The sequence below is a fragment of the Streptomyces sp. NBC_00659 genome (genome assembly GCF_036226925.1).
Classification (GTDB): domain Bacteria; phylum Actinomycetota; class Actinomycetes; order Streptomycetales; family Streptomycetaceae; genus Streptomyces.
The window spans coordinates 1748217-1769807 of the sequence record NZ_CP109031.1 but is presented as its reverse complement, the minus strand read 5'-3'; the positions used below and the strand labels follow the sequence as shown (position 1 = coordinate 1769807).

22 protein-coding genes are annotated in these 21591 nt (G+C 72.5%); 8 read left to right on the top strand and 14 right to left on the bottom strand.

Features of this window, described 5'->3' with window-relative positions; genetic code table 11:
• Positions 1–58: 58 nt before the first annotated feature.
• Positions 59–703: a TetR family transcriptional regulator gene (locus OG410_RS07490; RefSeq protein WP_326789157.1), complete on the bottom strand. Its 645-nt coding sequence runs from the start codon at positions 701–703 to the stop codon at positions 59–61.
• Between the two features lie 169 nt (positions 704–872).
• Here OG410_RS07490 and OG410_RS07485 point away from each other — a divergent pair, with 169 nt between their 5' ends.
• Entirely contained in the window at positions 873–2102 is a 1230-nt protein-coding gene (locus tag OG410_RS07485) for an acyl-CoA dehydrogenase family protein (protein WP_329298407.1), read from the top strand.
• A gap of 221 nt (positions 2103–2323) precedes the next feature.
• On the top strand, positions 2324–3001 hold the full coding sequence (locus OG410_RS07480; RefSeq protein WP_329298406.1) for a transcriptional regulator: 678 nt from the start codon (positions 2324–2326) through the stop codon (positions 2999–3001).
• Positions 3002–3162: 161 nt separating this feature from the next.
• Here OG410_RS07480 and OG410_RS07475 read toward each other — a convergent pair whose 3' ends face one another.
• The 5 genes from OG410_RS07475 to OG410_RS07455 form a co-directional block, all read right to left on the bottom strand.
• Positions 3163–3402 carry a DUF6213 family protein gene (locus OG410_RS07475; protein ID WP_326789160.1) on the bottom strand — a complete coding sequence of 80 codons (240 nt, stop codon included), beginning with the start codon at positions 3400–3402 and terminating at the stop codon, positions 3163–3165.
• Between the two features lie 25 nt (positions 3403–3427).
• On the bottom strand, positions 3428–4819 hold the full coding sequence (locus OG410_RS07470) for an NADP-dependent succinic semialdehyde dehydrogenase (RefSeq protein WP_329298405.1): 1392 nt from the start codon (positions 4817–4819) through the stop codon (positions 3428–3430).
• A 110-nt stretch (positions 4820–4929) separates the two neighbouring features.
• Positions 4930–5406: an NUDIX domain-containing protein gene (locus tag OG410_RS07465; protein WP_329298404.1), complete on the bottom strand. Its 477-nt coding sequence runs from the start codon at positions 5404–5406 to the stop codon at positions 4930–4932.
• Entirely contained in the window at positions 5403–6941 is a 1539-nt protein-coding gene (locus OG410_RS07460; RefSeq protein WP_329298403.1) for an ATP-dependent DNA ligase, read from the bottom strand. The genes OG410_RS07465 and OG410_RS07460 overlap by 4 nt, the downstream gene beginning before the upstream one ends.
• 73 nt (positions 6942–7014) lie before the next feature.
• Complete coding sequence (locus OG410_RS07455; RefSeq protein ID WP_329298402.1) at positions 7015–7983, bottom strand: NAD(P)/FAD-dependent oxidoreductase; 969 nt, start codon at positions 7981–7983, stop codon at positions 7015–7017.
• Positions 7984–8060: 77 nt separating this feature from the next.
• Here OG410_RS07455 and OG410_RS07450 point away from each other — a divergent pair, with 77 nt between their 5' ends.
• The 6 genes from OG410_RS07450 to OG410_RS07425 all read left to right on the top strand — a co-directional run bounded on the left by OG410_RS07450 (position 8061) and on the right by OG410_RS07425 (position 13509).
• Positions 8061–8705 (top strand): helix-turn-helix domain-containing protein, encoded by a 645-nt coding sequence (locus tag OG410_RS07450; RefSeq protein ID WP_329298401.1) that lies wholly within the window; start codon positions 8061–8063, stop codon positions 8703–8705.
• 138 nt (positions 8706–8843) lie between these two features.
• Entirely contained in the window at positions 8844–9821 is a 978-nt protein-coding gene (locus OG410_RS07445; RefSeq protein ID WP_329298400.1) for an NADPH:quinone oxidoreductase family protein, read from the top strand.
• On the top strand, positions 9818–11020 hold the full coding sequence (locus OG410_RS07440; RefSeq protein WP_329298399.1) for an acyl-CoA dehydrogenase family protein: 1203 nt from the start codon (positions 9818–9820) through the stop codon (positions 11018–11020). Before OG410_RS07445 ends, OG410_RS07440 begins: the two co-directional genes overlap by 4 nt.
• Entirely contained in the window at positions 11017–12123 is a 1107-nt protein-coding gene (locus tag OG410_RS07435; protein ID WP_329298398.1) for an acyl-CoA dehydrogenase family protein, read from the top strand. The genes OG410_RS07440 and OG410_RS07435 overlap by 4 nt, the downstream gene beginning before the upstream one ends.
• A 223-nt stretch (positions 12124–12346) precedes the next feature.
• Positions 12347–13210, top strand: coding sequence for a phosphatidylinositol-specific phospholipase C/glycerophosphodiester phosphodiesterase family protein (locus OG410_RS07430; RefSeq protein ID WP_329298397.1), 864 nt, complete (start codon positions 12347–12349; stop codon positions 13208–13210).
• A 104-nt stretch (positions 13211–13314) separates the two neighbouring features.
• Positions 13315–13509, top strand: coding sequence for a hypothetical protein (locus tag OG410_RS07425; RefSeq protein ID WP_326789170.1), 195 nt, complete (start codon positions 13315–13317; stop codon positions 13507–13509).
• Between the two features lie 12 nt (positions 13510–13521).
• On the opposite strand, the gene OG410_RS07420 is transcribed toward OG410_RS07425, so the two are convergent.
• The 8 genes from OG410_RS07420 to OG410_RS07385 form a co-directional block, all read right to left on the bottom strand.
• Entirely contained in the window at positions 13522–14751 is a 1230-nt protein-coding gene (locus OG410_RS07420; protein WP_329298396.1) for a phosphodiester glycosidase family protein, read from the bottom strand.
• 75 nt (positions 14752–14826) lie between these two features.
• Positions 14827–15183 (bottom strand): DUF779 domain-containing protein, encoded by a 357-nt coding sequence (locus tag OG410_RS07415; RefSeq protein WP_329298395.1) that lies wholly within the window; start codon positions 15181–15183, stop codon positions 14827–14829.
• 198 nt (positions 15184–15381) lie between these two features.
• Positions 15382–16371: a hydrogenase expression/formation protein HypE gene (hypE, locus tag OG410_RS07410; protein ID WP_443063878.1), complete on the bottom strand. Its 990-nt coding sequence runs from the start codon at positions 16369–16371 to the stop codon at positions 15382–15384.
• A 73-nt stretch (positions 16372–16444) separates the two neighbouring features.
• A complete protein-coding gene (gene hypD, locus OG410_RS07405) occupies positions 16445–17563 on the bottom strand; it encodes a hydrogenase formation protein HypD (protein WP_329298393.1) in 1119 nt (372 codons plus the stop codon).
• The gene (locus OG410_RS07400; RefSeq protein ID WP_103550655.1) at positions 17560–17898 is read right to left on the bottom strand and encodes a HypC/HybG/HupF family hydrogenase formation chaperone; all 339 of its coding nucleotides are present in this window, start codon (positions 17896–17898) and stop codon (positions 17560–17562) included. The genes hypD and OG410_RS07400 overlap by 4 nt, the downstream gene beginning before the upstream one ends.
• A 36-nt stretch (positions 17899–17934) precedes the next feature.
• Positions 17935–20295: a carbamoyltransferase HypF gene (gene hypF, locus OG410_RS07395; RefSeq protein WP_329298392.1), complete on the bottom strand. Its 2361-nt coding sequence runs from the start codon at positions 20293–20295 to the stop codon at positions 17935–17937.
• On the bottom strand, positions 20292–21113 hold the full coding sequence (hypB, locus tag OG410_RS07390; protein WP_329298391.1) for a hydrogenase nickel incorporation protein HypB: 822 nt from the start codon (positions 21111–21113) through the stop codon (positions 20292–20294). The genes hypF and hypB overlap by 4 nt, the downstream gene beginning before the upstream one ends.
• Positions 21097–21576: a hydrogenase maturation nickel metallochaperone HypA/HybF gene (locus OG410_RS07385; protein ID WP_329298390.1), complete on the bottom strand. Its 480-nt coding sequence runs from the start codon at positions 21574–21576 to the stop codon at positions 21097–21099. The genes hypB and OG410_RS07385 overlap by 17 nt, the downstream gene beginning before the upstream one ends.
• Positions 21577–21591: the final 15 nt, after the last annotated feature.

The following is a 21591-nucleotide window of genomic DNA, read 5'->3' as shown; positions in this document are numbered from 1 at the left end:
CGGCCGTCTCCTACGGCGGGCGGCACGCCTTCTGGCGGGATGTCCGCATGAGCCCCGGTCAGAAACCCGGGCCGCCGACGCGGTCGCCCGCCGCCGCGAGGCGGCCCCACAGCAGGTCGGCCAGGCTGCGCACCAACTCGGCGCGCGTGCACGGCCGTTCGCCGAGCCACCAGTCCCCGGCGGCGTGCATCATGCCGACGATGCCGTGGCCCCACACCCGCGCCAGCTGCTGGCTGCCCGGTCCGAGGTCCACCCGCTCCTCGATGACCTCGGCCAGTTCCTCGCCCATGCGGCGCAGTACGGGCGCCGAGTACTTGCCCACGTCGAACCCGGCGTCGCCCGGCTGGCCGCCCTCCGCCGGATGCATCAGGAAGCGGTAGACCTGCGGCCGTGCCTCGATGGCGGCCAAGTACGTGTCGAGCGTCGCCTCCACGCGCTCACGTCGTTCGGCGGGGGCGTCCAGTGCCGCCCGCAGCGCTTCGAGGAGGGCGTCGGTGTGCCGCTTGGCGAGTGCCGCGTACAGACCACCCTTGTCGCCGAAGTGGCGGTACAGGATGGGCTTCGTGATGCCGGCCTCGGCGGCGATGGCGTTCATGGAGGCCCCGGGGCCGTCGCGGAGCACCACTCTGTCGGCGGCTTCCAGCAGTTCGCGCCGGCGGCGGTCGGCGGACCTCTGCTGATCGGTCCGCTGTGTGGTGTCCATGTGCTCTCCCCACCCGTGGTGATTCGGTGACGCCTGCGCAAACTAACACTGATCGTCGTATGGGTATCGAACGGGATCCCGAGCCGAGTTCGGGAGTTGACTTTTCCTACTAGCCGGTAACACACTCCAGTTACCGCAAGTAACAGTTTAGTGCAGCGCTGGAGGGGACATGGCCGAGTTCACCATGGAGCTCAACGACGAACAGAAGGAGGTCCGGGACTGGCTGCACGGCTTCGCCGCCGATGTCATCCGCCCCGCGGCCGCCGAATGGGACGAGCGCGAAGAGACTCCCTGGCCGGTCATCCAGGAAGCCGCCAAGGTCGGCATCTATTCCCTGGACTTCTACGCGCAGCAGTACTTCGACCCCACCGGCCTCGGCATACCGATGGCCATGGAGGAGCTGTTCTGGGGCGACGCGGGCATCGCGCTGTCCATCGTCGGCACCGGCCTCGCCGCCGTGGGCGTCCTCGCCAACGGCACCGAGGCGCAGATCGGCACCTGGATCCCCCAGATGTACGGTGATGCCAACGATGTCAAGGTCGCCGCCTTCTGCTCCTCCGAGCCCGACGCCGGCTCCGACGTCGCCTCGATGCGTACGCGTGCCGTCTACGACGAGGCCAAGGACGAGTGGGTCCTGAACGGCACGAAGACCTGGGCGACGAACGGCGGCATCGCCAACGTCCACGTCGTCGTCGCGGTCGTCGACGCCGAGCTCGGCTCCAAGGGGCACGCCTCCTTCATCGTGCCGCCGAACACGCCCGGCCTGTCCCAGGGCCAGAAGTTCAAGAAGCACGGCATCCGCGCCTCGCACACCGCCGAGGTCGTCCTGGAGAACGTCCGTATCCCCGGCTCCTGCCTGCTCGGCGGCAAGGAGAAGCTCGACGAGCGCCTCGCCCGTGCCCGTGAGCGCGCCAGGGCCGGGGGCGGCGAGCGCGTGAAGAACGCCGCCATGGCCACCTTCGAGGCCTCCCGTCCGGCCGTCGGCGCCATGGCGGTGGGCACCGCGCGGGCCGCGTACGAGGTGGCCCTCGACTACGCGAAGACGCGTGAGCAGTTCGGCCGCCCGATCATCGACAACCAGGGCGTCGCCTTCCAGCTCGCCGACATGCGCACCTCGATCGACGCGGCGCGGCTGCTGGTCTGGCGGGCGTCCTGGATGGCGGTCAACGGCAAGCAGTTCACGGCGGCCGAGGGCTCGATGTCGAAGCTGTTCGCCAGCGAGACGGCGAAGAAGGTCACGGGCCAGGCGATCCAGATCCTGGGCGGCAACGGCTACACGCGGGAGTACCCGGTGGAGCGCATGCACCGCGACGCGGCCATCTACACGATCTTCGAAGGCACCAGCGAGATCCAGCGCCTGGTGATCGCCCGTACCCTGTCCGGGATGCCGATCCGCTGACACCTCCGCGCGGTCCGGGCCGTTCCCATGACGGGGCGCCGGTGATCACCGGCGCCCCGGGCGTCCGCGGGGTTTTCGAGGAGCAGCGCGGACGTCGTTGTCCGACGCAGCGGCCGTCACCCCACCGGACCTGGGATTTCGCGTCGGACCGCGGGGAACCGGGGGTGACCGTGCACTCTGGTCGCGGGGGCTCGGAGTCAGCCGGACCGAAGGAGCGCGTGATGACGCGGACGGCCAGGGAACTGCTGGAGGGCGTCACCGGGAAACTCGCCCCGGACCCGCATGCCAACCGGCTGCTGCCGTTGATCGCCCGGGGCGCCGCCCAGCTCGGCACGCTCGCCGCCCTCGCCCTGGAACAGCGTCATGTGATCGCCGCGGATCACCGCGCGTTCGTTCATCTGGCCCAACGCTCGTCGGCCGCCGACGCGGAGAGCGCCGCCTTCTTCGAGACGCTCGCCGAGGGCGAGGTGGTGGCCGGGGACCGGCTCGCCGCGTTCGCCGTCGCGGTGGGAGCCGGCGAGGCGCGGGCGGCGGAGTACGAACCCCTCGCCGACTGCCAGGCCTATCCCGCGTACGTCGCCTGGCTCGCCCTGAACGGGGAGCCGGCGGACGTGGTCCTCGCGCTCGGCGCCAACATCGCGGCCTGGGGCGGCTACTGCGAGACCATCACCGAGGCACTGCGCCGTCACTACGGTTTCGACGACGAGGTCTGCGGCTTCTTCGACTTCTTCGCCGAGCCCGCGCCCGACCTGGAGATCAAGGCACTGGCCGCCGTACAGGCGGGGCTCGACGCCGAACGGATCTCGCTGGACGACGTCCTGCGCCACGGGCGGCTGCTTCAGGCCTACGAGGAGAAGTTCTGGCACGCGCTGTGGGAACTGGACCAGCGGGTCGCCTGAACCCGGCCCCGGCCGGAGGCCGGGCCGGGCGCGGCACACTCGCCGGTCCCGCCCGGCCTCCGGCGGGGGCCGGGGGTTCGGCAGCGGAACGGCGTCCGCCGCTCCATTCCGGTCCGGCGCCGTCACCGAGCCATTCCGGTCCGGTGCCGTCACCGGCCCGTTCAGCGGCCGGTCGGGCCGCTGCTGTGCGCGATGCAGGCCACGTCGATCCGATCGGCCAGTTTGGCCAGTTCGATCGTGAGAGCGGCCACCGTGTCCTCGTCGAGGCCGTCCTGGCCGGCCTCCACCAGATGCAGCCACCGGCCGCCCACCGTGCGCAGCAGCTTGCTGACGTCGGCGGCCGCCACCTGCAACGTGCCGCGGTCGTCGACGATCAGGGGGAGGGTCACTTCGCGGTTCACACGAGGGATCGTAGCTGCGGAACGCTCACGCTCCGTGCCATACGGTGGTGATGTTGCAGAACTCGCGGATTCCGTGCCCCGACAGTTCGCGTCCGTAGCCGGACCGCTTCTCCCCGCCGAAGGGGAACGCCGGGTGTGAGGCCGTCATCCCGTTGACGAACACCCCGCCCGCCTCCAGATCGCGCACGAACCGCTCCACCTCGGCCTCGTCACGCGTCCACACGTTCGAGCTGAGCCCGAACGGGGTGTCGTTGGCGAGGGCCACCGCCTCGTCCAGACCGGAGGCCCGGTACAGCGTGGCGACCGGCCCGAACGTCTCCTCCTGGTGGATGCGCATCGCGGGCGTGATGTCGGTGAGCACGGTCGGCGCGTAGTACCAGCCGCCGCCGAAACCGTCGGGGCGTTCGCCACCGCACAGCACCGTCGCGCCGTTCTCGACCGCGTCGTCGACGAGCTCCTCCAGGTCGGCCCGGCCCTGTTCGGTGGAGAGCGGCCCGATCTCGGTGTCCTCCTCCAGCGGGTCGCCGACCTTGAGGGCCCGCATACCCGCCGCGAACCGCTCCGCGAAGGTGTCGAACACGTCGGCGTGCACGATGAACCGCTTGGCGGCGATGCACGACTGCCCGTTGTTCTGCGCACGCGCCGTCACGGCGATCTTCGCCGCGCGCTCCACATCGGCGGACGGCATCACGACGTACGGGTCGCTTCCGCCCAGCTCCAGCACCGTCTTCTTCACCTCGTCCCCGGCGACCGAGGCGACCGCCCGGCCGGCCGGTTCGCTGCCGGTGAGGGTGGCCGCCTTGACCCGCGGGTCGCGCAGGACGCCCTCGACCGCGCCCGACCCGATCAGCAGCGTCTGGAAGCAGCCCTCGGGGAAGCCCGCGCGACGGAACAGGTCCTCCAGGTACAGGGCCGTCTGCGGAACGTTCGAGGCGTGTTTGAGCAGTCCCACGTTGCCCGCCATCAGCGCGGGCGCGGCGAAGCGCACCACCTGCCAGAGCGGGAAGTTCCAGGGCATCACGGCGAGCACGGGGCCGAGCGGCCGGTAGCGCGCGAGGACCCGGGAGGCCCCGGAGTCCGCGGCGTCGGCGGGGGCGGCCAGTTCGTCGGCGAGCAGGTCCTCGGCGTGGTCGGCGTACCAGCGCATGGCCTTGGCGCACTTGGCGGCCTCCGCCCGGGCCTGCTTGACCGGCTTGCCCATCTCGGTGGTCATCACCCGGCCGATGTCCTCGAGATCCTCGTCCAGGAGATCGGCCGCGCGGTGCATGAGCCGCGCCCGCTCGGCGAACGAGGTGGTCCGATATGTATGGAACGTGGCCTCGGCGGCAGCGAGCCTGCGCTCGATCTCCTCGGCGCCGAGGGCGTCGTACGTCTTGAGCGTCTCGCCGTTCGCCGGGTTCACCGTCGCGATGGGCATGGCCGACCTCCTGAAAGCTGGCTGTTCCCCGACCCTCCCGCGCGGTGCCGCGCGGCGCAACGCGGGCGGGCCCCCGAGGTGAGCCGACGCTGCTGGCCGAACGCCGGCTCTCAGGCCGAGTGCTCCGCCAGCCGGTCGAGAAACACGGTCTGCCCCTTGATGAGCAGAGGGCGGGCCCGCTCCGGGGTCATCCACTCCACCCGGTCGAGTTCGGGGAACTCCTGCCGCCGCCCGGACTTCGGCGGCCACTCCATCGTGAACGTGCCGGGGACCACGGCCGCCGGATCGAGATCCGCCTCGATCGCCCAGGCCGTGACCACCTTGCCGTTCGTCTGGGTGACCTCGCCGAGCGCGAGCGCCTCGCCGTCGGGCGGCGGCAGCCCGAGCTCCTCCCGGAACTCACGGCGGGCGGCGTCCCAGGCCGTCTCGTCGGGCTCGTACTCGCCCTTGGGAAGGGTCCAGGCCCCGGCGTCGCGCCGCGCGAAGTACGGGCCGCCCATATGGCCGACCAATACCTCCATGCCGTGGTCGGTGTGCCGGAACAACAGGAGTCCCGCGCTCCTGCGTCCGTGCTGTGCTGCGCTCATGGCGTCACCTCCGGGTGGGCGGCCAGCAGGGTGTCCACGGTGTCGGCCTCGGCCGCCGGCTTGTCCTCGCGATAGCGCACGACCCGGGCGAAGCGGAGGGTGACACCGGCCGGATAGCGGGTGGACCGCTGCAGCCCGTCGTACGCGATCTCGACGACGAGGTCGGGCCGTACGGTCACCACGTGGCCGTCGTCCGAGACGGCCAGCTCCCGGAACCGGTCGGTCTGCCAGGTGAGCATCGCGTCGGTCATGCCCTTGAACGTCTTGCCGAGCATCGCGAACGAGCCGTCGGCGGTACGGGCGCCCAGGTGCAGGTTCGAGAGCTTGCCGGTGCGCCGCCCGTGACCCCATTCGGCCGCCAGGACCACCAGGTCGAGGGTGTGTACGGGTTTGACCTTGAGCCAGGCGGCACCGCGCCGGCCCGCGCCGTAGGGGGCGTCGAGGGCCTTCACCACGACACCCTCGTGCCCCCGGGCCAGCGCGTCGGCGAGAAAAGTCTCGGCCCGTGCGGCATCGCCCGGCCCCGGCACGAGTGTCCGCCGGACCCGCATCGGCTCGGGCACCAGCCGTGCCAGTTCCGCGTGCCGGTCGGTGAACGGCAGATCCAGCAGGTCCCGCCCGTCCACGGACAGGGCGTCGAAGAAGACGGGGGAGACGGGCACGGTCCGCGCGGCCGCCGGCACGTCCACGCGGGACCCCACCCGCGCGGCCGTCTCCTGGAAGGAACGCGGCCGCCCCCGGTCGTCCAGCGCGATCACCTCGCCGTCCAGGATGAACCGCTCGCCCAGCAACTCCATGGCCGCTGCGGTGAGTTCGGGCAGCCGGTCGGTGATGTCGTCGAGGGTGCGGGTGTAGACGCGGACATCCTCGCCGTCCCGGTGCAGTTGCACCCGGATACCGTCGAGCTTCTCCTCGACCGCGCAGGCGCCGAGCCTGGCGACCGCCTCGGAGACCGAGGAGGCGGAGTGAGCCAGCATCGGCAGCACCGGGCGCCCGACGGTGAGCCGGAACCCGTCCAGCGCCCCCGGACCGTCCGCGAGCAGGGCCCGCGCCACCGCCCGCAGGGAACCCGCCAGCATCACCGCCCGTCGTACGTCCCCCGCGGGCGCGCCGGTCGCCTCCGCGAGCCCCTCCACCGCGAGCGCGTCCAGCGCGCCCTGGCGCATCTCGCCGGTGAGCAGCCCGAACAGGAAGCGCTGTTCCTCCTCCGTGGCCGCCTCCATCAACTCGCCCACCAGGCGGGCCCGTTCGGCTTGCGAACCGGTGCCGGAGACCTCGCCGAGGGCCGTGAGACGGGCGTCCACCTCGCGCACGGTGAGGGTGGGTTCGGCGGCGGGGGCGACCCGTCTGCTCAGCACCTTCCAGCCGACGCCGAGGCGGCCCTGCGGCAGCCGGCCCGCCAGATACGGGATCACGATCGGCGCGTCGTCCGCCTCGGCGTCCCGGAACAGCTCCGCGAGCAGAGCGGTCTTCCGGGACCGCGCCGAGGCGGCGGCGACCTCGTGGGACACATGGGCGAGCCTGCTCAGCAGCATGCAGCCATCGTGCAACGCGAGCGCCCGGTTCACACCCGTACCGGATCCGGTCCGCGCCCCCGGCCGACGTGTTTCAGCCCTGCCCGCGCACGATCGCCGCGTCGAGGTCCGCGAACAGGAGTTCGCCGTTGAGCGTGGCCGCCGCGCGGTATCCGCCGCTCGCCGCGTTCACCACCTGCTCCGCGAAACCGGCGGCGTTGCCGGCGGCCCAGACGCCGGGCACGCTGGTGAGCCCGGTCGGGTCGACGACCGGGTAGCTGCCGAACGGCGTCTCCCGCAGTTCCGCGCCCAGCCGTTCGAGCAGGCCGGTCCGCGGTACCGGACGCGGCGCCACGAACAGCACCGAGCGGTCGTGCGTGGTCCCGTCCGCGAGCCGTACACCGGTCAGCCGGTCCCCGGCGACCACCAGCTCCGCCACCTCGCCGGGCACCACGGCGACCCCGGCGGCGGCGAGCCGTCGCAGGTCCTCGTCCGCGAGCTCGTCCTCGGCCACCGTGTGCAGGAACAGCGTGACGTCGTTCGACCACTGGCCGACCATCAGCGCCTGGTGCACGCTCATCGGTGTCGCGGCGAGCACGCCGAAGGCCTCGTCGCGGACCTCCCAGCCGTGGCAGTACGGGCAGTGCAGCACATCGCGCCCGAAGCGTTCGGCGACGCCGGGCACCGACGGCAACTCGTCGGCCAGACCCGTCGTGACGATCAGCCGGCGCGCGTGGACGGTGTCCCCGGACCCGAGCGTGACGTCGAACTCGCCGGCGCCGTCCCGGACGACGTCCACCGCCCGGCCCCGGACGATCTCCACGCCGTACCCCTCGACCTCCCGCCGGCCCTCGGCGAGGAACTCGGCGGGCGGCATGCCGTCGCGGGTCAGATAGCCCTGCATGTGCGCGGCGGGCGCGTTGCGCGGCGCGCCCTCGTCGACGACGAGCGTCCGGCGTCGCGCCCGGCCGAGGACGAGGGCCGCGGAGAGCCCCGCCGTGCCGCCGCCCACGACGACCGCCTCGTACGTCCCGGCCGATGTTCCTGTCTTTGTCCCGGTCATGGTGACCACCTCCACGGAGAAGGTCGCCCGGAACCCGCCGGATTGACAAACGTCTTTGCCGATTCTGCAATAGAGGGATGAGTGAAGCGGCCCGTGCGGGCGAGAGCGACGGCGGCGGGCGCGGGGTGACCGGCGACGCGGCGACGGATGAGGTCCTCGCCGAGGTGGGTCCGCGGCTGCGCCGGATCAGGAAGGAACGCGGGGCGACCCTGGCCGGGCTGTCCGAGGCGACCGGCATCTCGGTGAGCACGCTCTCGCGCCTGGAGTCGGGGCTGCGCAAGCCCAGTCTGGAGCTGTTGCTGCCCATCGCGCGGGCCCACCAGGTCCCGCTGGACGAACTGGTCGGTGCCCCGCCGGTCGGCGATCCCCGGGTGCGCGCCGAGCCGATCGTGCGCCATGGCCGCACGTACTGGCCGCTGACCCGCCAGCCCGGCGGACTCCAGGCCTACAAGGTGCTCGAACCGAAACGGACGACGGAACCCGATCCGCGCACGCACGAGGGCTACGAATGGCTGTACGTGCTCTCCGGGCGGCTGCGGGTGGTCCTCGGCGAGCACGACGTCGTGCTGGAGGCCGGGGAGGCGGCGGAGTTCGACACCCGTGTGCCGCACTGGTTCGGGTCGGCGGGGGAGGGGCCCGCGGAGTTCCTGAGCCTCTTCGGCCCGCAGGGGGAACGGATGCACGTACGGGCGCGCCCCAAGGCCCGGTCCAAGGAGCTGTGAGAGCGGGTGGCGGCGCGGCAGCGGGCGCCCGCGCCGGGCTCGGTGAAGACGCGGGGCGTCCGCTGTTCCCAGGGCGGCAAGCGACCGCTTAGTATGCGGTGGACCCCGGTCAGCCGACACAGTCCCCTGGAGGCCCGCATGCAGGCATGGCAAGTGCACCAGAACGGCGAGCCCGCAGAGGCGATGCGCCTCCTGGAGGTGGATCGGCCGACGCCCGGTGACGGCCAGGTCCTGCTCAAGGTGCGCGCCGCGAACATCAACTTCCCGGACGCGCTGATGTGCCGCGGCCAGTACCAGGTCAGGCCCCCGCTGCCGTTCACACCGGGAGTGGAGATCTGCGGCGAGACCGAGGACGGCCGCCGGGTGATCGCCAACCCCGCCCTTCCGCACGGCGGCTTCGCCGAGTACGCGGTCGCGGACGCCGCCGCCCTGCTGCCGGCCCCCGACGCCCTCGACGACGCCGAGGCCGCGGCCCTGCACATCGGCTACCAGACCGGCTGGTTCGGCCTGCACCGCCGGGCCCGCCTGGAGGCCGGCGAGACGCTGCTCGTCCACGCGGCCGCCGGAGGGGTCGGCAGCGCGGCCGTGCAGCTCGGAAAGGCGGCGGGCGCGCGGGTCATCGGTGTCGTGGGCGGCGCCGACAAGGCCGCCGTGGCACGCGAGCTGGGCTGTGACGTCGTCGTCGACCGGCGCGCCGAGGACGTCATCGCCGCCGTCAAGGAGGCGACCGGCGGACGCGGCGCGGACGTGATCTACGACCCCGTGGGCGGTGAGGCCTACACCCAGTCCACCAAGGTCGTCGCCTTCGAGGGCCGGATCGTGGTCGTCGGGTTCGCGAGCGGGTCGATCCCGAGCCCCGCGCTGAATCACGCCCTCGTCAAGAACTACGCGATCGTCGGCCTGCACTGGGGCCTGTACAACACCAAGAACCCGAAGCTCGTCCTGCACTGCCACGAGCAGCTCACCGAACTGGCCGCACGGGGCGCGATCAAGCCGCTGGTGAGCGAGCGGGTGCCGCTGAGCGGGGCCGCCGCCGCCGTGCAGCGGGTCGCCGACGGAGTCACCACCGGACGGATCGCCGTGGTGCCCACACTGGAGAACGGAGCCGCCGCATGACCGACGCAGCCGAACTGCGCCGCCGCACCCAGGAGCTGCTGGCCGCGTACCCGCCCGGGGAGACGGACCGGCTCGACTTCCTGGGGGCCCGCTTCGACGCCGGGCTCGCCTGGGTGCACTACCCCGAGGGCCTCGGCGGACTCGGCGCCCCGCGCCGCCTCCAGGCCGTCGTGGACGCCGAACTGGCGGCCGCGGGCGCACCCGACAACGACCCCCGACGGATCGGCATCGGCCTCGGCATGGCCGCCCCGACCATCCTCGGCTTCGGCACGGAGGAGCAGAAGCGGCGCTTCCTGCGGCCCCTGTGGGTCGGCGAGGAGGTGTGGTGCCAGCTCTTCAGCGAGCCCGGCGCGGGCTCGGACCTCGCCGCGCTCGGCACCCGCGCCGTCCACTCGGACACCGCCGAGGCCGGGAGCGGGGGAGAGTGGGTGATCAACGGGCAGAAGGTGTGGACGTCCAGCGCCCACCTCGCCCGCTGGGCCATCCTCATCGCCCGCACCGACCCGGACGTGCCCAAGCACCGGGGCATCACCTACTTCATCTGCGACATGACCGACCCGGGCGTCGAGGTGCGGCCGCTGCGCCAGATCACCGGCGAGGCCGAGTTCAACGAGGTCTTCCTCACCGACGTCCGCATCCCCGACGCACACCGCCTCGGCGAGGTCGGCGACGGCTGGCGGGTCGCGCAGACCACCCTGATGAACGAGCGCGTCTCCATCGGCGGCATGCGCATCCCGCGCGAGGGCGGCATGATCGGCCCGGTCTCCAAGACCTGGCGCGAGCGGCCCGAACTGCGCACCCACGACACGCACCAGCGGCTGCTGAGGCTGTGGGTCGAGGCCGAGGTCGCCCGGCTCTCCGGCGAACGGCTGCGCCAGCAGCTCGCGCAGGGCCAGCCGGGCCACGAGGGCTCCGGCATGAAGCTCGGCTTCGCCCGGCTGAACCAGGAGATCAGCGGACTGGAGGTCGAACTCCTCGGCGAGGAAGGCCTGTTGTACGAGGACTGGACGATGCGCCGGCCCGAACTGGTCGACTTCACCGGCCGGGACGCCGGATACCGCTACCTGCGCTCCAAGGGCAACAGCATCGAGGGCGGGACCAGCGAGGTCCTGCTGAACATCGTCGCCGAACGCGTCCTCGGCCTGCCGTCCGAGCCGCGCACCGACAAGGACGTCGCATGGAAGGACCTCGCCCGATGAGCCAGGTGAGCACCGAGCCGGATCTGCTCTACACCGAAGAGGAAGAGGCGCTGCGCGCCGCCGTCCGCGACCTCCTCACCGACCGCTGCGCCGCGGCGGACGTGATCACCCGCAGCGAGTCCGGCACTCCGCACGACCCCGAGCTGTGGAAGGCCCTCGCGGAGAGCATGGGCCTCGCGGGCCTGCTGGTGCCCGAGGAGCAGGGCGGCCAGGGTGCCACGCACCGCGAAGCCGCCGTGGTCCTGGAGGAGTTGGGCCGCGCGGTCGCCCCCGTGCCCTACCTGACGAGCGCCGTGGTCGCGACCGAGGCGCTGCTGGCCTGCGAGGGACCGGTCGCGGCCGAACTGCTCGCCGCGCTCGCCTCCGGCCGGACGGTGGGCGCCCTCGCCGTTCCGCTGAACGTCGGACCGGGCGGCGCCTACCAAGCCGTACGGCTGGAGAACGGCTCCCTGCACGGGGAGCTGACGGGCATCGCGGACGCGGCGGCGGCCGATGTCCTGCTCGTCCCGGCCGAGGACGGCGGGCTGTACGCCGTCGACGCGGACGCCGTCACGATCGTCCCGCAGGTCAGCCTCGACCAGACCCGGCCGCTCGCCCGCGTCACCTTCGACTCCGCGCCCGCGCGGCAGCTCTCCGCGGACGGGCCCGCGGCCGTACGGCGTGCGCTGCGGGCCGGCGCCGGACTGCTCGCCTCCGAGCAGCTCGGCCTCGCCGACTGGTCGTTGACCGAGACGGTCCGCTACCTCAAGGAACGCAAGCAGTTCAACCGGCCGGTCGGCGGATTCCAGGCGCTCAAGCACCGGCTGGCCCAGGTATGGCTGGAGGTCGTCAACATCCGTGCCGCCGCGCGGAACGCCGCCGACGCGCTGGCCACCGGCAGCGCGGACAGCGACGTGGCCGTCGCCGTCGCCCAGGCGTACGCGGCACCCGTCGCCGTACACGCCGCGGAGGAGGCGCTCCAGCTGCACGGCGGCATCGGCATGACGTGGGAGCACCCGGCCCACCTGTATCTGAAGCGCGCCAAGGCCGACTCGATCGCCTACGGCACGGCGGGCGCGCATCGGGCGGCGCTGGCCGAACTGGTCGATCTCCAGGCGCCCTGACACCGCTCCGAGCGAAGCCCGCCCCACCCGGGGCGGGCTTTTTTCGTGCGCCCACGACACACGCGGAGAGGAAGGGAGGGGGGAACGCCCGGTCCCGCCCGGATCAGGTGAAGTGAACGCGCAGCGTCGGTCCGGCCAACTCCCCTGGGGGCAGGGTTTCTTGAGCCCCACCGGCCGCATACTCCCTGAGGTCCCGTACGGCACCCCTCAAGGGAGGCGGAGCATGGCCCTCACCACCCGTCGCAGAGCTCTCACCACCTTCGGCGCCGCCCTCGCGGGCTCGGTCGCCCTGCCCGCGTCGCGGGCCCTGGCAGGCGAGGCGAAGCCCCGAACGCGCCCCCAGTGGCGCGCCCACGCGCACAACGACTACGAGCACCCGCGCCCCCTCCTCGACGCGCTCGACCACCGCTTCGGCAGCGTCGAGGCCGACATCTACCTCGTCGGCGGCCAACTCCTGGTCGCCCACGACCCGGTGGACCTCGACCCCACCCGCACACTCGAATCCCTCTACCTCGAACCGCTGGCCGCCCGCGTCAGGGCCAACCACGGCTCGGTGTACCGGGGGTACCACGAGCCGCTGCAGCTGCTCGTCGACATCAAGACCGAGGGCTCCTCGACGTACCTCGAACTCGACCGTCATCTGCGCCGCTACCGGCACCTGTTCACGAGGTACACGCACGGCCGGGTGCACCGCGGCCCGGTCACGGCCGTGATCTCCGGGGACCGCGCCGCGCGCGTGCCCATGGAGGCGCAGACCGAGCGGCTCGCCTTCTACGACGGCCGGCTCGCCGACCTCGGCAGCGCCGCCCCCGCCTCCTTCGTCCCACTGATCAGCGACAACTGGACACTCAACTTCAGCTGGCTGGGTGAGGGACCGTTCCCGGCCGCCGAGCGCGAGAAACTGCGGGGCATCATGGCGGCCGCGCACGCGCGCCGGCAGAAGGTCCGGTTCTGGGCCACCCCCGATCTTGCGGGTCCGACACGCGAGGCGCTCTGGCGCGAACTTCTCGCCGCCGACGTCGACTACCTCAACACCGATGACCTGGGCGGTCTCGAAGAGTTCCTGGACGCCCACGACCGAGGGTAGAAGACCACCCGTTCGGGGGACACGTCAGCCGCCCGGCCGATCCCTCCGCTACGCCACACTTACGGCCGAACGCCGCGAAGTGGACGTGGCGGAGGAGGTTGACGATGGCCATTTCCATCTCTGCGGTGCTGTTTCTCCTGGTGCTGGCGGTGATTTTCCTGCGCAACGGTGGGCTGAAGATGTCCCACGCGCTGATCTGCGCCCTGCTCGGGTTCCTGCTGGCCAGCACGAGCATGGCGCCGACCATCCACAGCGGTCTCACCGCGACCGCGGACATCGTGGGCAGTCTGACGCCATGACGTGCCGCCGTTTCACGGGCGCGTGAACACCCCGATACCGTTCGGGACGGGACGCTCGGCGCCGCCGCTCGGGTGGTTGAGGACGCTGACGGTGTCCGCCCCCGCCTGCCGGGCGACCATCGTGGTGGATCCGCCGCCGTCCAGACTGAAGGCGTCCTGCGACCCCAACTGCCGCATCGCCGCCGTAACTTCGGCGATGGTGAGACCGCTGCGGAACTCCGGGGCGCCGTCCAGGGCGAGGAGCTGCATCCGGCGCCCGTGGTCGGAGAAGCCCACCGCGGTCCGTACGGCGGAGGTCCTGTCGTCCAGACCCGGCAGCGGCACCCCGCCGGTCATCATCGGATAGCCCCCGACCGCGAAGCGGTACGGCACCCGGGAGGACTCCGCCACCAGCCGGTGTCGTACCCCGACCCACTCGCCCACGGACAGCTTCCGCAGCTGCTGGGCGCCCGCCTCGCGGCCGACCAGCACGGTGGTGCCGGGTGCGATGGCTCCGCCGCCCGGAGTGCCGGCGGCGGACACGACCCGCCCGCGGCTGACCGTCACCTCGTAGGTGTCGGTGCTGCACGGCGCGGCCCGGTCCGTGTCCGTACCGCAGGTCGCTCGCACCCGCGAGGCACTGCCCCAGTCCGCGGTGAACGCGCCGACGGAACCGACCGGCAGCGCGTACTGGTTGAACCCGCCGAGCGGCCAGGTGCCGGCGGGGCTGCGGACGGACCCGTCGAGGGCCACGCTGTCCAGCCGGGCCCGGCGGTCGACGCCCACACCGAACACGTCCTCGGTGGTCGTGCCGGGCGGCAGCGCGGGTCCGAACCGCTGGCCGTCCGGGACCGCGGCCTTGAGCCCGCGGCCGCTCGCGATCGCCGGACCCACGGTCGCGCCCGTCGCCTCGACGCCCGGATGCTGGGTCTCCGTGATGTTGAAGAAGTCGCCGTTGACCCCGGCGACCGCGCCCCGGGAGCCGGCCAGCTCGGACACGGGCTCCCGGGACGCCACGGCGCCGGGGTGGAGGAGATCGACGCGCACATGGGGATTGCGCAGATCTACGGTCAGTACGTGTGCGTGCGCCACTCCCTTGGCCGCCGGGATGTCCAGCTGCGTGTACTCGACGCCGGGCGCGATGTCGGTCGCGTCCTCAGCGCCGCCGGCCGGTGCCGCCCCCGTCAGGGCCGCACCGGCCAGTGCTCCGGTTGCCGTGAAGACCGTCAGTGCCGTTCTGAACCGTCTGCCAAGACGCGTCACGGTGCCCCCTGATGTCTCGTCAACTGTGCAAGGACTCAGGGGAATTGCACCAGAGAGAGGGACCCGGGCCGGTGGCTAGGCGCCGACGACGCGGGAACGGATCAGAAAACGCACTCCTTCGGGTGCTTCGAGGGAGAAGCCGCTGCCCCGGCCCGGCACGACGTCCACGATCAGGCGCGTGTGGCTCCACAGCGCGTACTGGCTCTTCGAGATCCAGAACGTCACCGGCTCGTCGACGCCCTCGACCTCCAGCTCGGCCAGCAGGACGTCGGAGCCGCCGGTGCGGAACTCGCCCTCCGGGTAGCACATGGGCGCGCTGCCGTCGCAGCAGCCGCCCGACTGATGGAACATCAGCGGTCCGTGCTGGACGCGCAGTCGCCGCAGCAGCTCGGCGGCCACGGGCGTCAGCTCCACGCGCGGGACGACGTCCATCGGCTCTCCCCCTCATGTCTCACGGCTGTCGCGGACCAGCCGACCAGACCGGACGTTGCGAGAGGGTTGCACGCCCCGGACGCACAAGAGACCGGCCCCCGGTGACGCCCGCATGACGCGGGTAGGTCACCGAGGGCCGGCCTCGGAAGCGCTCGTGCCGGCCGACGAGGTGTCAGCCGTGGGCGCGGACGCGGTGGGTCAGCAGATGCGCGGAAGCTGCTCGCCGAGCGGCATGTCCACCACCCGGGTGCCACCCAGGCCGGTGGCCGCGACCACCATGCCGGGATGGTCGGGGACACAGTGGCCGATCGCCACGGACTCCTTGCCCAGCGGGTGGGCACGCATCGCCGCGAGCACGGCGTCGGCGTGCTCGGCCGCCACGAACGCCACCAGCTTACCCTCGTTGGCCACGTACAGCGGGTCCAGACCGAGGAAGGCGCAGGCGTTGGCGACCGTTTCCGGGACGGGCAGGGACCGCTCGTCCAGTGTGATGCCGACCCGCGCCGCCGTGGCGATCTCGTTCAGCGAGGTGGCCAGACCGCCGCGGGTCGGATCGCGCAGCACATGCAGGTCGGGGCAGACCGCCAGCATGTCCGCGACCAGACCGGCCAGGGAGGCGGTGTCGCTCTGGATCTCGACGCCGAACTCCAGCCCCTCCCGCACGCTCATGATCGCCACCCCGTGCACGCCGATCGGCCCGCTGACCAGCACCACGTCACCGGGGGCCGCGCGCTGCGGGCGGATGTCGACGCCGTCCGGGATCAGGCCGATCCCGGCGGTGTTGATGAAGATGCCGTCGCCGTGACCGGCGTCGACGACCTTGGTGTCACCGGTCGCGACCACCACCCCGGCCGTCCGCGCCGCCTCGCCCAGCGCCTCGGCCACCCGCCCCACGACGGAGAGCTCGACGCCCTCCTCCAGGATGAACCCACAGGAGAGGTAGGCCGGTACGGCCCCCGCCATGGCCAGGTCGTTGACCGTGCCGTTGACGGCGAGGTCCCCGATGCTGCCGCCGGGGAAGAACAGCGGCCGTACGACGAAGGAGTCGGTGGAGAAGGCGAGCCGGGCGCCGCCCAGCAGCAGATGCGCGGAGTCGCCGAGCTCGGCGAGCACGTCACTGCCGAAGGCGGGCGCGAACAGGTGCTCCACCAGTTCGGCGGAGAGCGTGCCGCCACCACCGTGCCCCATCACGATCCTGTCGTGGTCGCGCAGCGGCGCCGGGCAGGTCCAGGAGGAGAAGTCGACGGGAGCGTATGCGGAGTCAGCCAACGGAGCTCGCCTCCTTGTCCGGGGTCCCGAGACGCCGGTAGAGGTAGTAGGCGGCGCACGCGCCCTCGCTGGAGACCATCGTCGCGCCCAGCGGATTGCGCGGAGTGCACTCCTTGCCGAACGCGGCGCACTCGTGCGGCTTGATGAGGCCCTGGAGCACCTCGCCGCTGCGGCAGACCGTCGACTCCTGGGTCTCGATGCCGGTCACCGAGAAGCGGTGCTCGGCGTCGAACTCGCGGTACTTGGGCGACAGCCGCCAGCCGCTCCGCGGAATCACGCCGATCCCGCGCCAGGCCCGGTCGGTCACCTCGAAGACATCGGAGAGCATGGCGCGGGCCGCGGGGCTTCCCTCGGCCTGCACCGCGCGCGGATAGGCGTTCTCCACGGTGTGCTGCCCGGCCTCCAGCTGCCGTACCGCACGGCGGATGCCCTCCAGGATGTCGAGCGGCTCGAAGCCCGTCACCACGATCGGCACCCGGTGCCGCTCGGCTAGTTCGGGATACTCGCCCATGCCCATCACCGTGCAGACGTGCCCGGCGGCGAGGAACGCCTGCACCCGGCAGTCGGGCGAGTTCATGATCGCGTCGATGGCCGGGGGCACCTTGACGTGCGAGACCAGCAGGCTGAAGTTGGGGATGCCCAGCTTCTTGGCCTGATAGACGGTCATCGCGTTGGGCGGCGCCGTGGTCTCGAAGCCGATGCCGAAGAACACGACCTGACGGTCGGGGTTCTCCTGCGCGATCCTCAGCGCGTCCAGCGGCGAGTACACGACGCGTACGTCCGCGCCCTCGCTCTTGACCTTGAACAGGTCGCGTCCGCTGCCGGGCACGCGCAGCATGTCGCCGAAGGAGCAGAAGATCACGTCCGGGCGGGAGGCGATCTCCAGCGCCTTGTCGATGATCTCCAGCGGGGTCACACAGACCGGGCAGCCCGGCCCGTGGATCAACTCGATCTCCTCAGGGAGGAGTTGGTCGATGCCGTGGCGGATGATCGAGTGCGTCTGGCCGCCGCAGACCTCCATGAGGGACCAGGGCCGGGTGGTGACCGCCCTGATGTCGTCGAAGAGCCGTTTGGCGAGAACCGGGTCGCTGAACTCGTCCAGGTACTTCATGACCGCGCCTCCTTCTCGGCGCCCTCCAGGGGCGGAAGTCCGGTTCCGGCGGGGCGTTCGGCGCCGGCGTCCCGGGCGGCCCTGCCCCAGGCGTCGCCGAACTCCTCCTCCAGCACTCCGAGGTTCTCGAAGAGCTCCAGGGTCTGCTTCGCCGATTCCTCGTCCAGTCGCTGCAACGCGAATCCCACATGGACGATGGCGTAGTCACCGACCTTCATGTCCGGCACGTACTCCAGACACACGTCCTTGACGACACCGCCGAAGTCCACCTTGGCCATCCGTGTGGCGTCGCGTTCCTCGATCTCCAGCACTCGGCCGGGTACGGCCAGACACATGACTCGCTCCTGCCTCGCTCCAGCGCTCCTGTCGCGCTAGTCCCGTGCTCGGGCGGCGACGATCAGCTGCCCGAGGGCCAGACCGCCGTCGTTGGGGGGAACCCTGTGGTGCCTCAGTACGGTGAAGCCGTCCCGTTCCAGGACGGCGCCGCAGCCCTCGGTGAGCAGGGCGTTGCAGAACACCCCGCCGCTGAGGGCGACCGTGCCGATGCCGGTCCTCTCTCGTGCCACCGTGCACACCTCCAGGACCAGGCCGGTCACGGCCCGATGGAACCGACGGGCCACCGGCCCGGCCGTGACGCCGGCCCCGATGTCCGCCACGGCGGCGGCCAGGACCGGCGCCGGGTCGGCGATCAGCGGCGCCCCGGGGTCCTGACGGACCGCTCTCAGCATGAACCGGTACGCGTCGTTCCGCTCGTCGTCGGCGAGCGGCCCCGCCAGGTCCGCCAGTGCCGCGTTCTCCAGCTCCATGGCCGCCTGCGCCTCGTACTCCACCCGGTGGCAGACGCCCGCGAGGGAGGACACCGCGTCGAAGAGGCGTCCCATGCTGGACGTGGGAACGCAGTTGAACCCCCGTTCCAGCTGCCGTTCCAGCAGCCGCCGTTCCTCCGGGGTGGCCGCCGCCGCACACGGCAGCTCGTCCCGCCAGGGCAGTCCCGCGGCCCGCAGATGCGACAGCGCCATCCGGTAGGGGTTGCGTACGGCCGCGTCGCCGCCCGGCAGCGGGACATAGCCCAGATGGGCGAACCGCCGGTATCCGTCGTAGTCGGCGAGCAGCACCTCACCGCCCCACACGGCACCGTCGTCGCCGTAGCCGGTTCCGTCGAAGGCGACGCCGATCACCGGCTCCGAACCGTCCAGACCGTGCTCGGCCATCGCCGAGGCGACATGGGCGTGGTGGTGCTGCACCTGGCGCAGGGTCAGTCCGCGGGCCGCCGCGGTGCGCCGTGCCCACAGGGTGGCGCGGTAGCCGGGATGCCGGTCGGCGACGAGCAGGCGCGGAGTGACGGCGGTGAGGTCGGTCAGATGGCCGGTGGCCCGCTCGAAGGCGTTCAGGGTGGCCAGGTCGTCCATGTCCCCGACGTGCGCGGACAGCCAGGCGTAGCGGCCGTCCCCGGCGCAGAAGGTGTTCTTCAGGTCGCCGCCCACGGCCAGCGCCGGGACCACCGGCACCGGCAGCGCGACCGGGAAGGGGGCGTAGCCGCGCGACCGGCGCACCGGCAGCTCGGCTCCCGCGCAGACCCGGACCACCGAGTCGTCGCAGGGCACGTGAACGGGCCGGTCGTGCGCGAGCCAGGCGTCGGCGAGCCCCGCCAGCCGGGTCAGCGCCTCGGCGTCGTCGGTGACGATGGGTTCGCCCGAGCGGTTCCCGCTGGTCATGACGAGGACGGTGGGGCCCGGCGGATCACCGGGCAGACCGAGCAGCAGCCGGTGCACCGGTGTGTACGGGAGCATGAAGCCGAGGTCGGGGCTGCCCGGCGCGACCCCCGCCGCGATCTCCTCGCCCGCCCCGGCCCTCCGTCGCAGCAGGACCACCGGCTTGCGCGGCCCGAGCAGCAGCTCCCGCTCCGCCGGACCGGCATGGGCCAGCCGTTCGACGGTCTCCGGCGAATCCGCCAGTACCGCGAAGGGCTTGCCGCCGCGGTTCTTGCGCTTGCGCAGGGTGCGCACGGCCGCCGGATCGCCCGCGTCGCACGCCAGGTGGTAGCCGCCGAGCCCCTTGACCGCGACCACGGCGCCTTCGGCCAGCAGCCTGCGGGCCTCGGCGAGCGCCTCACCGTCGCGCAGCTCGCCCGGGTCGTCCGCCCCCGTGCGCAGCGTGAGCCGGGGACCGCAGGCCGGGCAGGCGATCGGCTGGGCGTGGAAGCGCCGGTCGGCCGGGTCCGCGTACTCGCGGGCGCAGTCCGCGCACATCGGGAAGCCCGCCATGGTGGTGCCGGCCCGGTCGTACGGCAGCGAGGTCACGATCGTGAACCGCGGACCGCAGTGCGTGCAGGTGATGAACGGGTGCCGGTACCGCCGGTCGGCGGGGTCCGCGAGCTCGCGCAGACAGTCGTCGCAGGTCGCGGTGTCCGGGGAGACCAGGGTGCGGCCCGGCCCGCCGGAGGAGGGGCGGATGGTGAACACCGAGCCGTCGTTCTCCAGGGGCACGGCCCGGTGCTCGACCGACTCGACGACCGCGAGCGGCGGCGGACGCGTCCCGATCCGCGCGCAGAACTCGGCCACGTCGGCGGCCGGACCCTCCACCTCGGCCTCGACGCCCCGCGCGTTGTTGGTGACCCAGCCGGTCAGCCCGAGTTCCTGCGCGAGGGTGTAGACGAAGGGCCGGAACCCCACTCCCTGGACGACGCCCGTGACGGTGATGTGCCGGCGCTCGCGCCCCGGGGCCCGCTTCACCGCTCCTGCCCCCGCGCCCGCTCCTGCTCCCCGCCCGGTCCGGCCCCGGCCTGTCGTGCGCCGGGGTGCGGGTGGACGTCGGCACGCGGGTGTTCGTGGCCGTTCCCGTGGCTGTGCAGGTAGCGCTCGTGCTGCCGGGCCAGGACCGGTACGTGCGCCTCCTCGCCGGCCGCGCAGCGCAGGACATGGGCGAGCAGGGCGTCGACCCCCTGGCCGGTGCGGGCCGAGGTCTCCAGGACCGGCACCCCGGGGTTGACCTGCCGGACACCCCCCAGGAACGCCTCCCGGTCGAAGCCGACGGCGTCCGCGATGTCGGTCTTGGTGACCACGACCAGGTGCGCGAGCCCGAAGGCGGTCGGGTACTTGACCGGCTTGTCCTCGCCCTCGGTCACCGAGGCGAGCGCGATGCGCAGGGTCTCCCCGAGGTCGTAGGAGGCCGGACAGACGAGATTGCCGACGTTCTCGACGAACAGCAGCCGGGTGCCCTCGGGCAGCCAGCCCTCCAGCCGCCGCTGGAGCATGCCCGCCTCCAGATGGCACAGGCCGTCGGTGAGGATCTGCCGAACCGGCGCGCCGGAGCGGGCCAGCCGGGTCGCGTCGTTCTCGGTCGCCAGGTCGGCGGTGACGGCGGCGGCGGGGGTGCCGCCCGCCACGGCGCGTGCGAGCAACCGTTCGAGCAGGGCCGTCTTGCCGCTGCCCGGACTGGACAGCAGGTTCACCGCCACCGTGCCGCGGTCACCCAGATAGCCCCTCAGCGCCAGCGCGTTCTCGTCGTTCTTGGCGAGCACGGCCTGATGCAGGTCAACGGTGCGGCACATGGCTCGCCTCCTCGTCGCGTACCGGCAGCCCGGACGGCGCGGGCCGCGGCCCGTCGTCCGCGCCCTTCCCGCCCGGGGGCCCGACACCCTTCCCGTCCACGGTTTTCCGCGCGTCCAGGGGCTCGTCGGCCAGCGTCACCCGGACGATCTCCAGCTCCCGGCCGCTGAGCAGGGTCAGCGGCGTCCCGCACCCGGCGCACCACAGCACCGGAGGCATCCCGGTCGGAGTTTCGCGGCCGCAGCCCTCGCAGCGGCCCCGTGCCCCGACAGTCTCGATCAGCAGGCGTGCCCCCGCCAGCGCGGTGCCCTCCGTCGCGAGCCCGAACGAGAAGTCCAGCGCCTCGGGCACCACCCCCGCCAGCTCGCCGATCCGAAGGGTCAGCGACGCGACCGCGCGGTCCTGTTCCCGCACGGCCTCCTCGACCTGTTCGACGACCGCCACGGCGATCGACAGCTCATGCACGGCCCTCACCTCCCG

Coding starts and splice junctions, on each gene's coding strand:
- OG410_RS07490 (WP_326789157.1), bottom strand. CDS start 703: ATGGACACCACACAGCGGACCGATCAGCAGAGGTCCGCCGACCGCCGC.
- OG410_RS07485 (WP_329298407.1), top strand. CDS start 873: ATGGCCGAGTTCACCATGGAGCTCAACGACGAACAGAAGGAGGTCCGG.
- OG410_RS07480 (WP_329298406.1), top strand. CDS start 2,324: ATGACGCGGACGGCCAGGGAACTGCTGGAGGGCGTCACCGGGAAACTC.
- OG410_RS07470 (WP_329298405.1), bottom strand. CDS start 4,819: ATGCCCATCGCGACGGTGAACCCGGCGAACGGCGAGACGCTCAAGACG.
- OG410_RS07465 (WP_329298404.1), bottom strand. CDS start 5,406: ATGAGCGCAGCACAGCACGGACGCAGGAGCGCGGGACTCCTGTTGTTC.
- OG410_RS07460 (WP_329298403.1), bottom strand. CDS start 6,941: ATGCTGCTGAGCAGGCTCGCCCATGTGTCCCACGAGGTCGCCGCCGCC.
- OG410_RS07455 (WP_329298402.1), bottom strand. CDS start 7,983: ATGACCGGGACAAAGACAGGAACATCGGCCGGGACGTACGAGGCGGTC.
- OG410_RS07450 (WP_329298401.1), top strand. CDS start 8,061: ATGAGTGAAGCGGCCCGTGCGGGCGAGAGCGACGGCGGCGGGCGCGGG.
- OG410_RS07445 (WP_329298400.1), top strand. CDS start 8,844: ATGCAGGCATGGCAAGTGCACCAGAACGGCGAGCCCGCAGAGGCGATG.
- OG410_RS07440 (WP_329298399.1), top strand. CDS start 9,818: ATGACCGACGCAGCCGAACTGCGCCGCCGCACCCAGGAGCTGCTGGCC.
- OG410_RS07435 (WP_329298398.1), top strand. CDS start 11,017: ATGAGCCAGGTGAGCACCGAGCCGGATCTGCTCTACACCGAAGAGGAA.
- OG410_RS07430 (WP_329298397.1), top strand. CDS start 12,347: ATGGCCCTCACCACCCGTCGCAGAGCTCTCACCACCTTCGGCGCCGCC.
- OG410_RS07425 (WP_326789170.1), top strand. CDS start 13,315: ATGGCCATTTCCATCTCTGCGGTGCTGTTTCTCCTGGTGCTGGCGGTG.
- OG410_RS07415 (WP_329298395.1), bottom strand. CDS start 15,183: ATGGACGTCGTCCCGCGCGTGGAGCTGACGCCCGTGGCCGCCGAGCTG.
- hypE (WP_443063878.1), bottom strand. CDS start 16,371: ATGGGGCACGGTGGTGGCGGCACGCTCTCCGCCGAACTGGTGGAGCAC.
- hypD (WP_329298393.1), bottom strand. CDS start 17,563: ATGAAGTACCTGGACGAGTTCAGCGACCCGGTTCTCGCCAAACGGCTC.
- OG410_RS07400 (WP_103550655.1), bottom strand. CDS start 17,898: ATGTGTCTGGCCGTACCCGGCCGAGTGCTGGAGATCGAGGAACGCGAC.
- hypB (WP_329298391.1), bottom strand. CDS start 21,113: ATGTGCCGCACCGTTGACCTGCATCAGGCCGTGCTCGCCAAGAACGAC.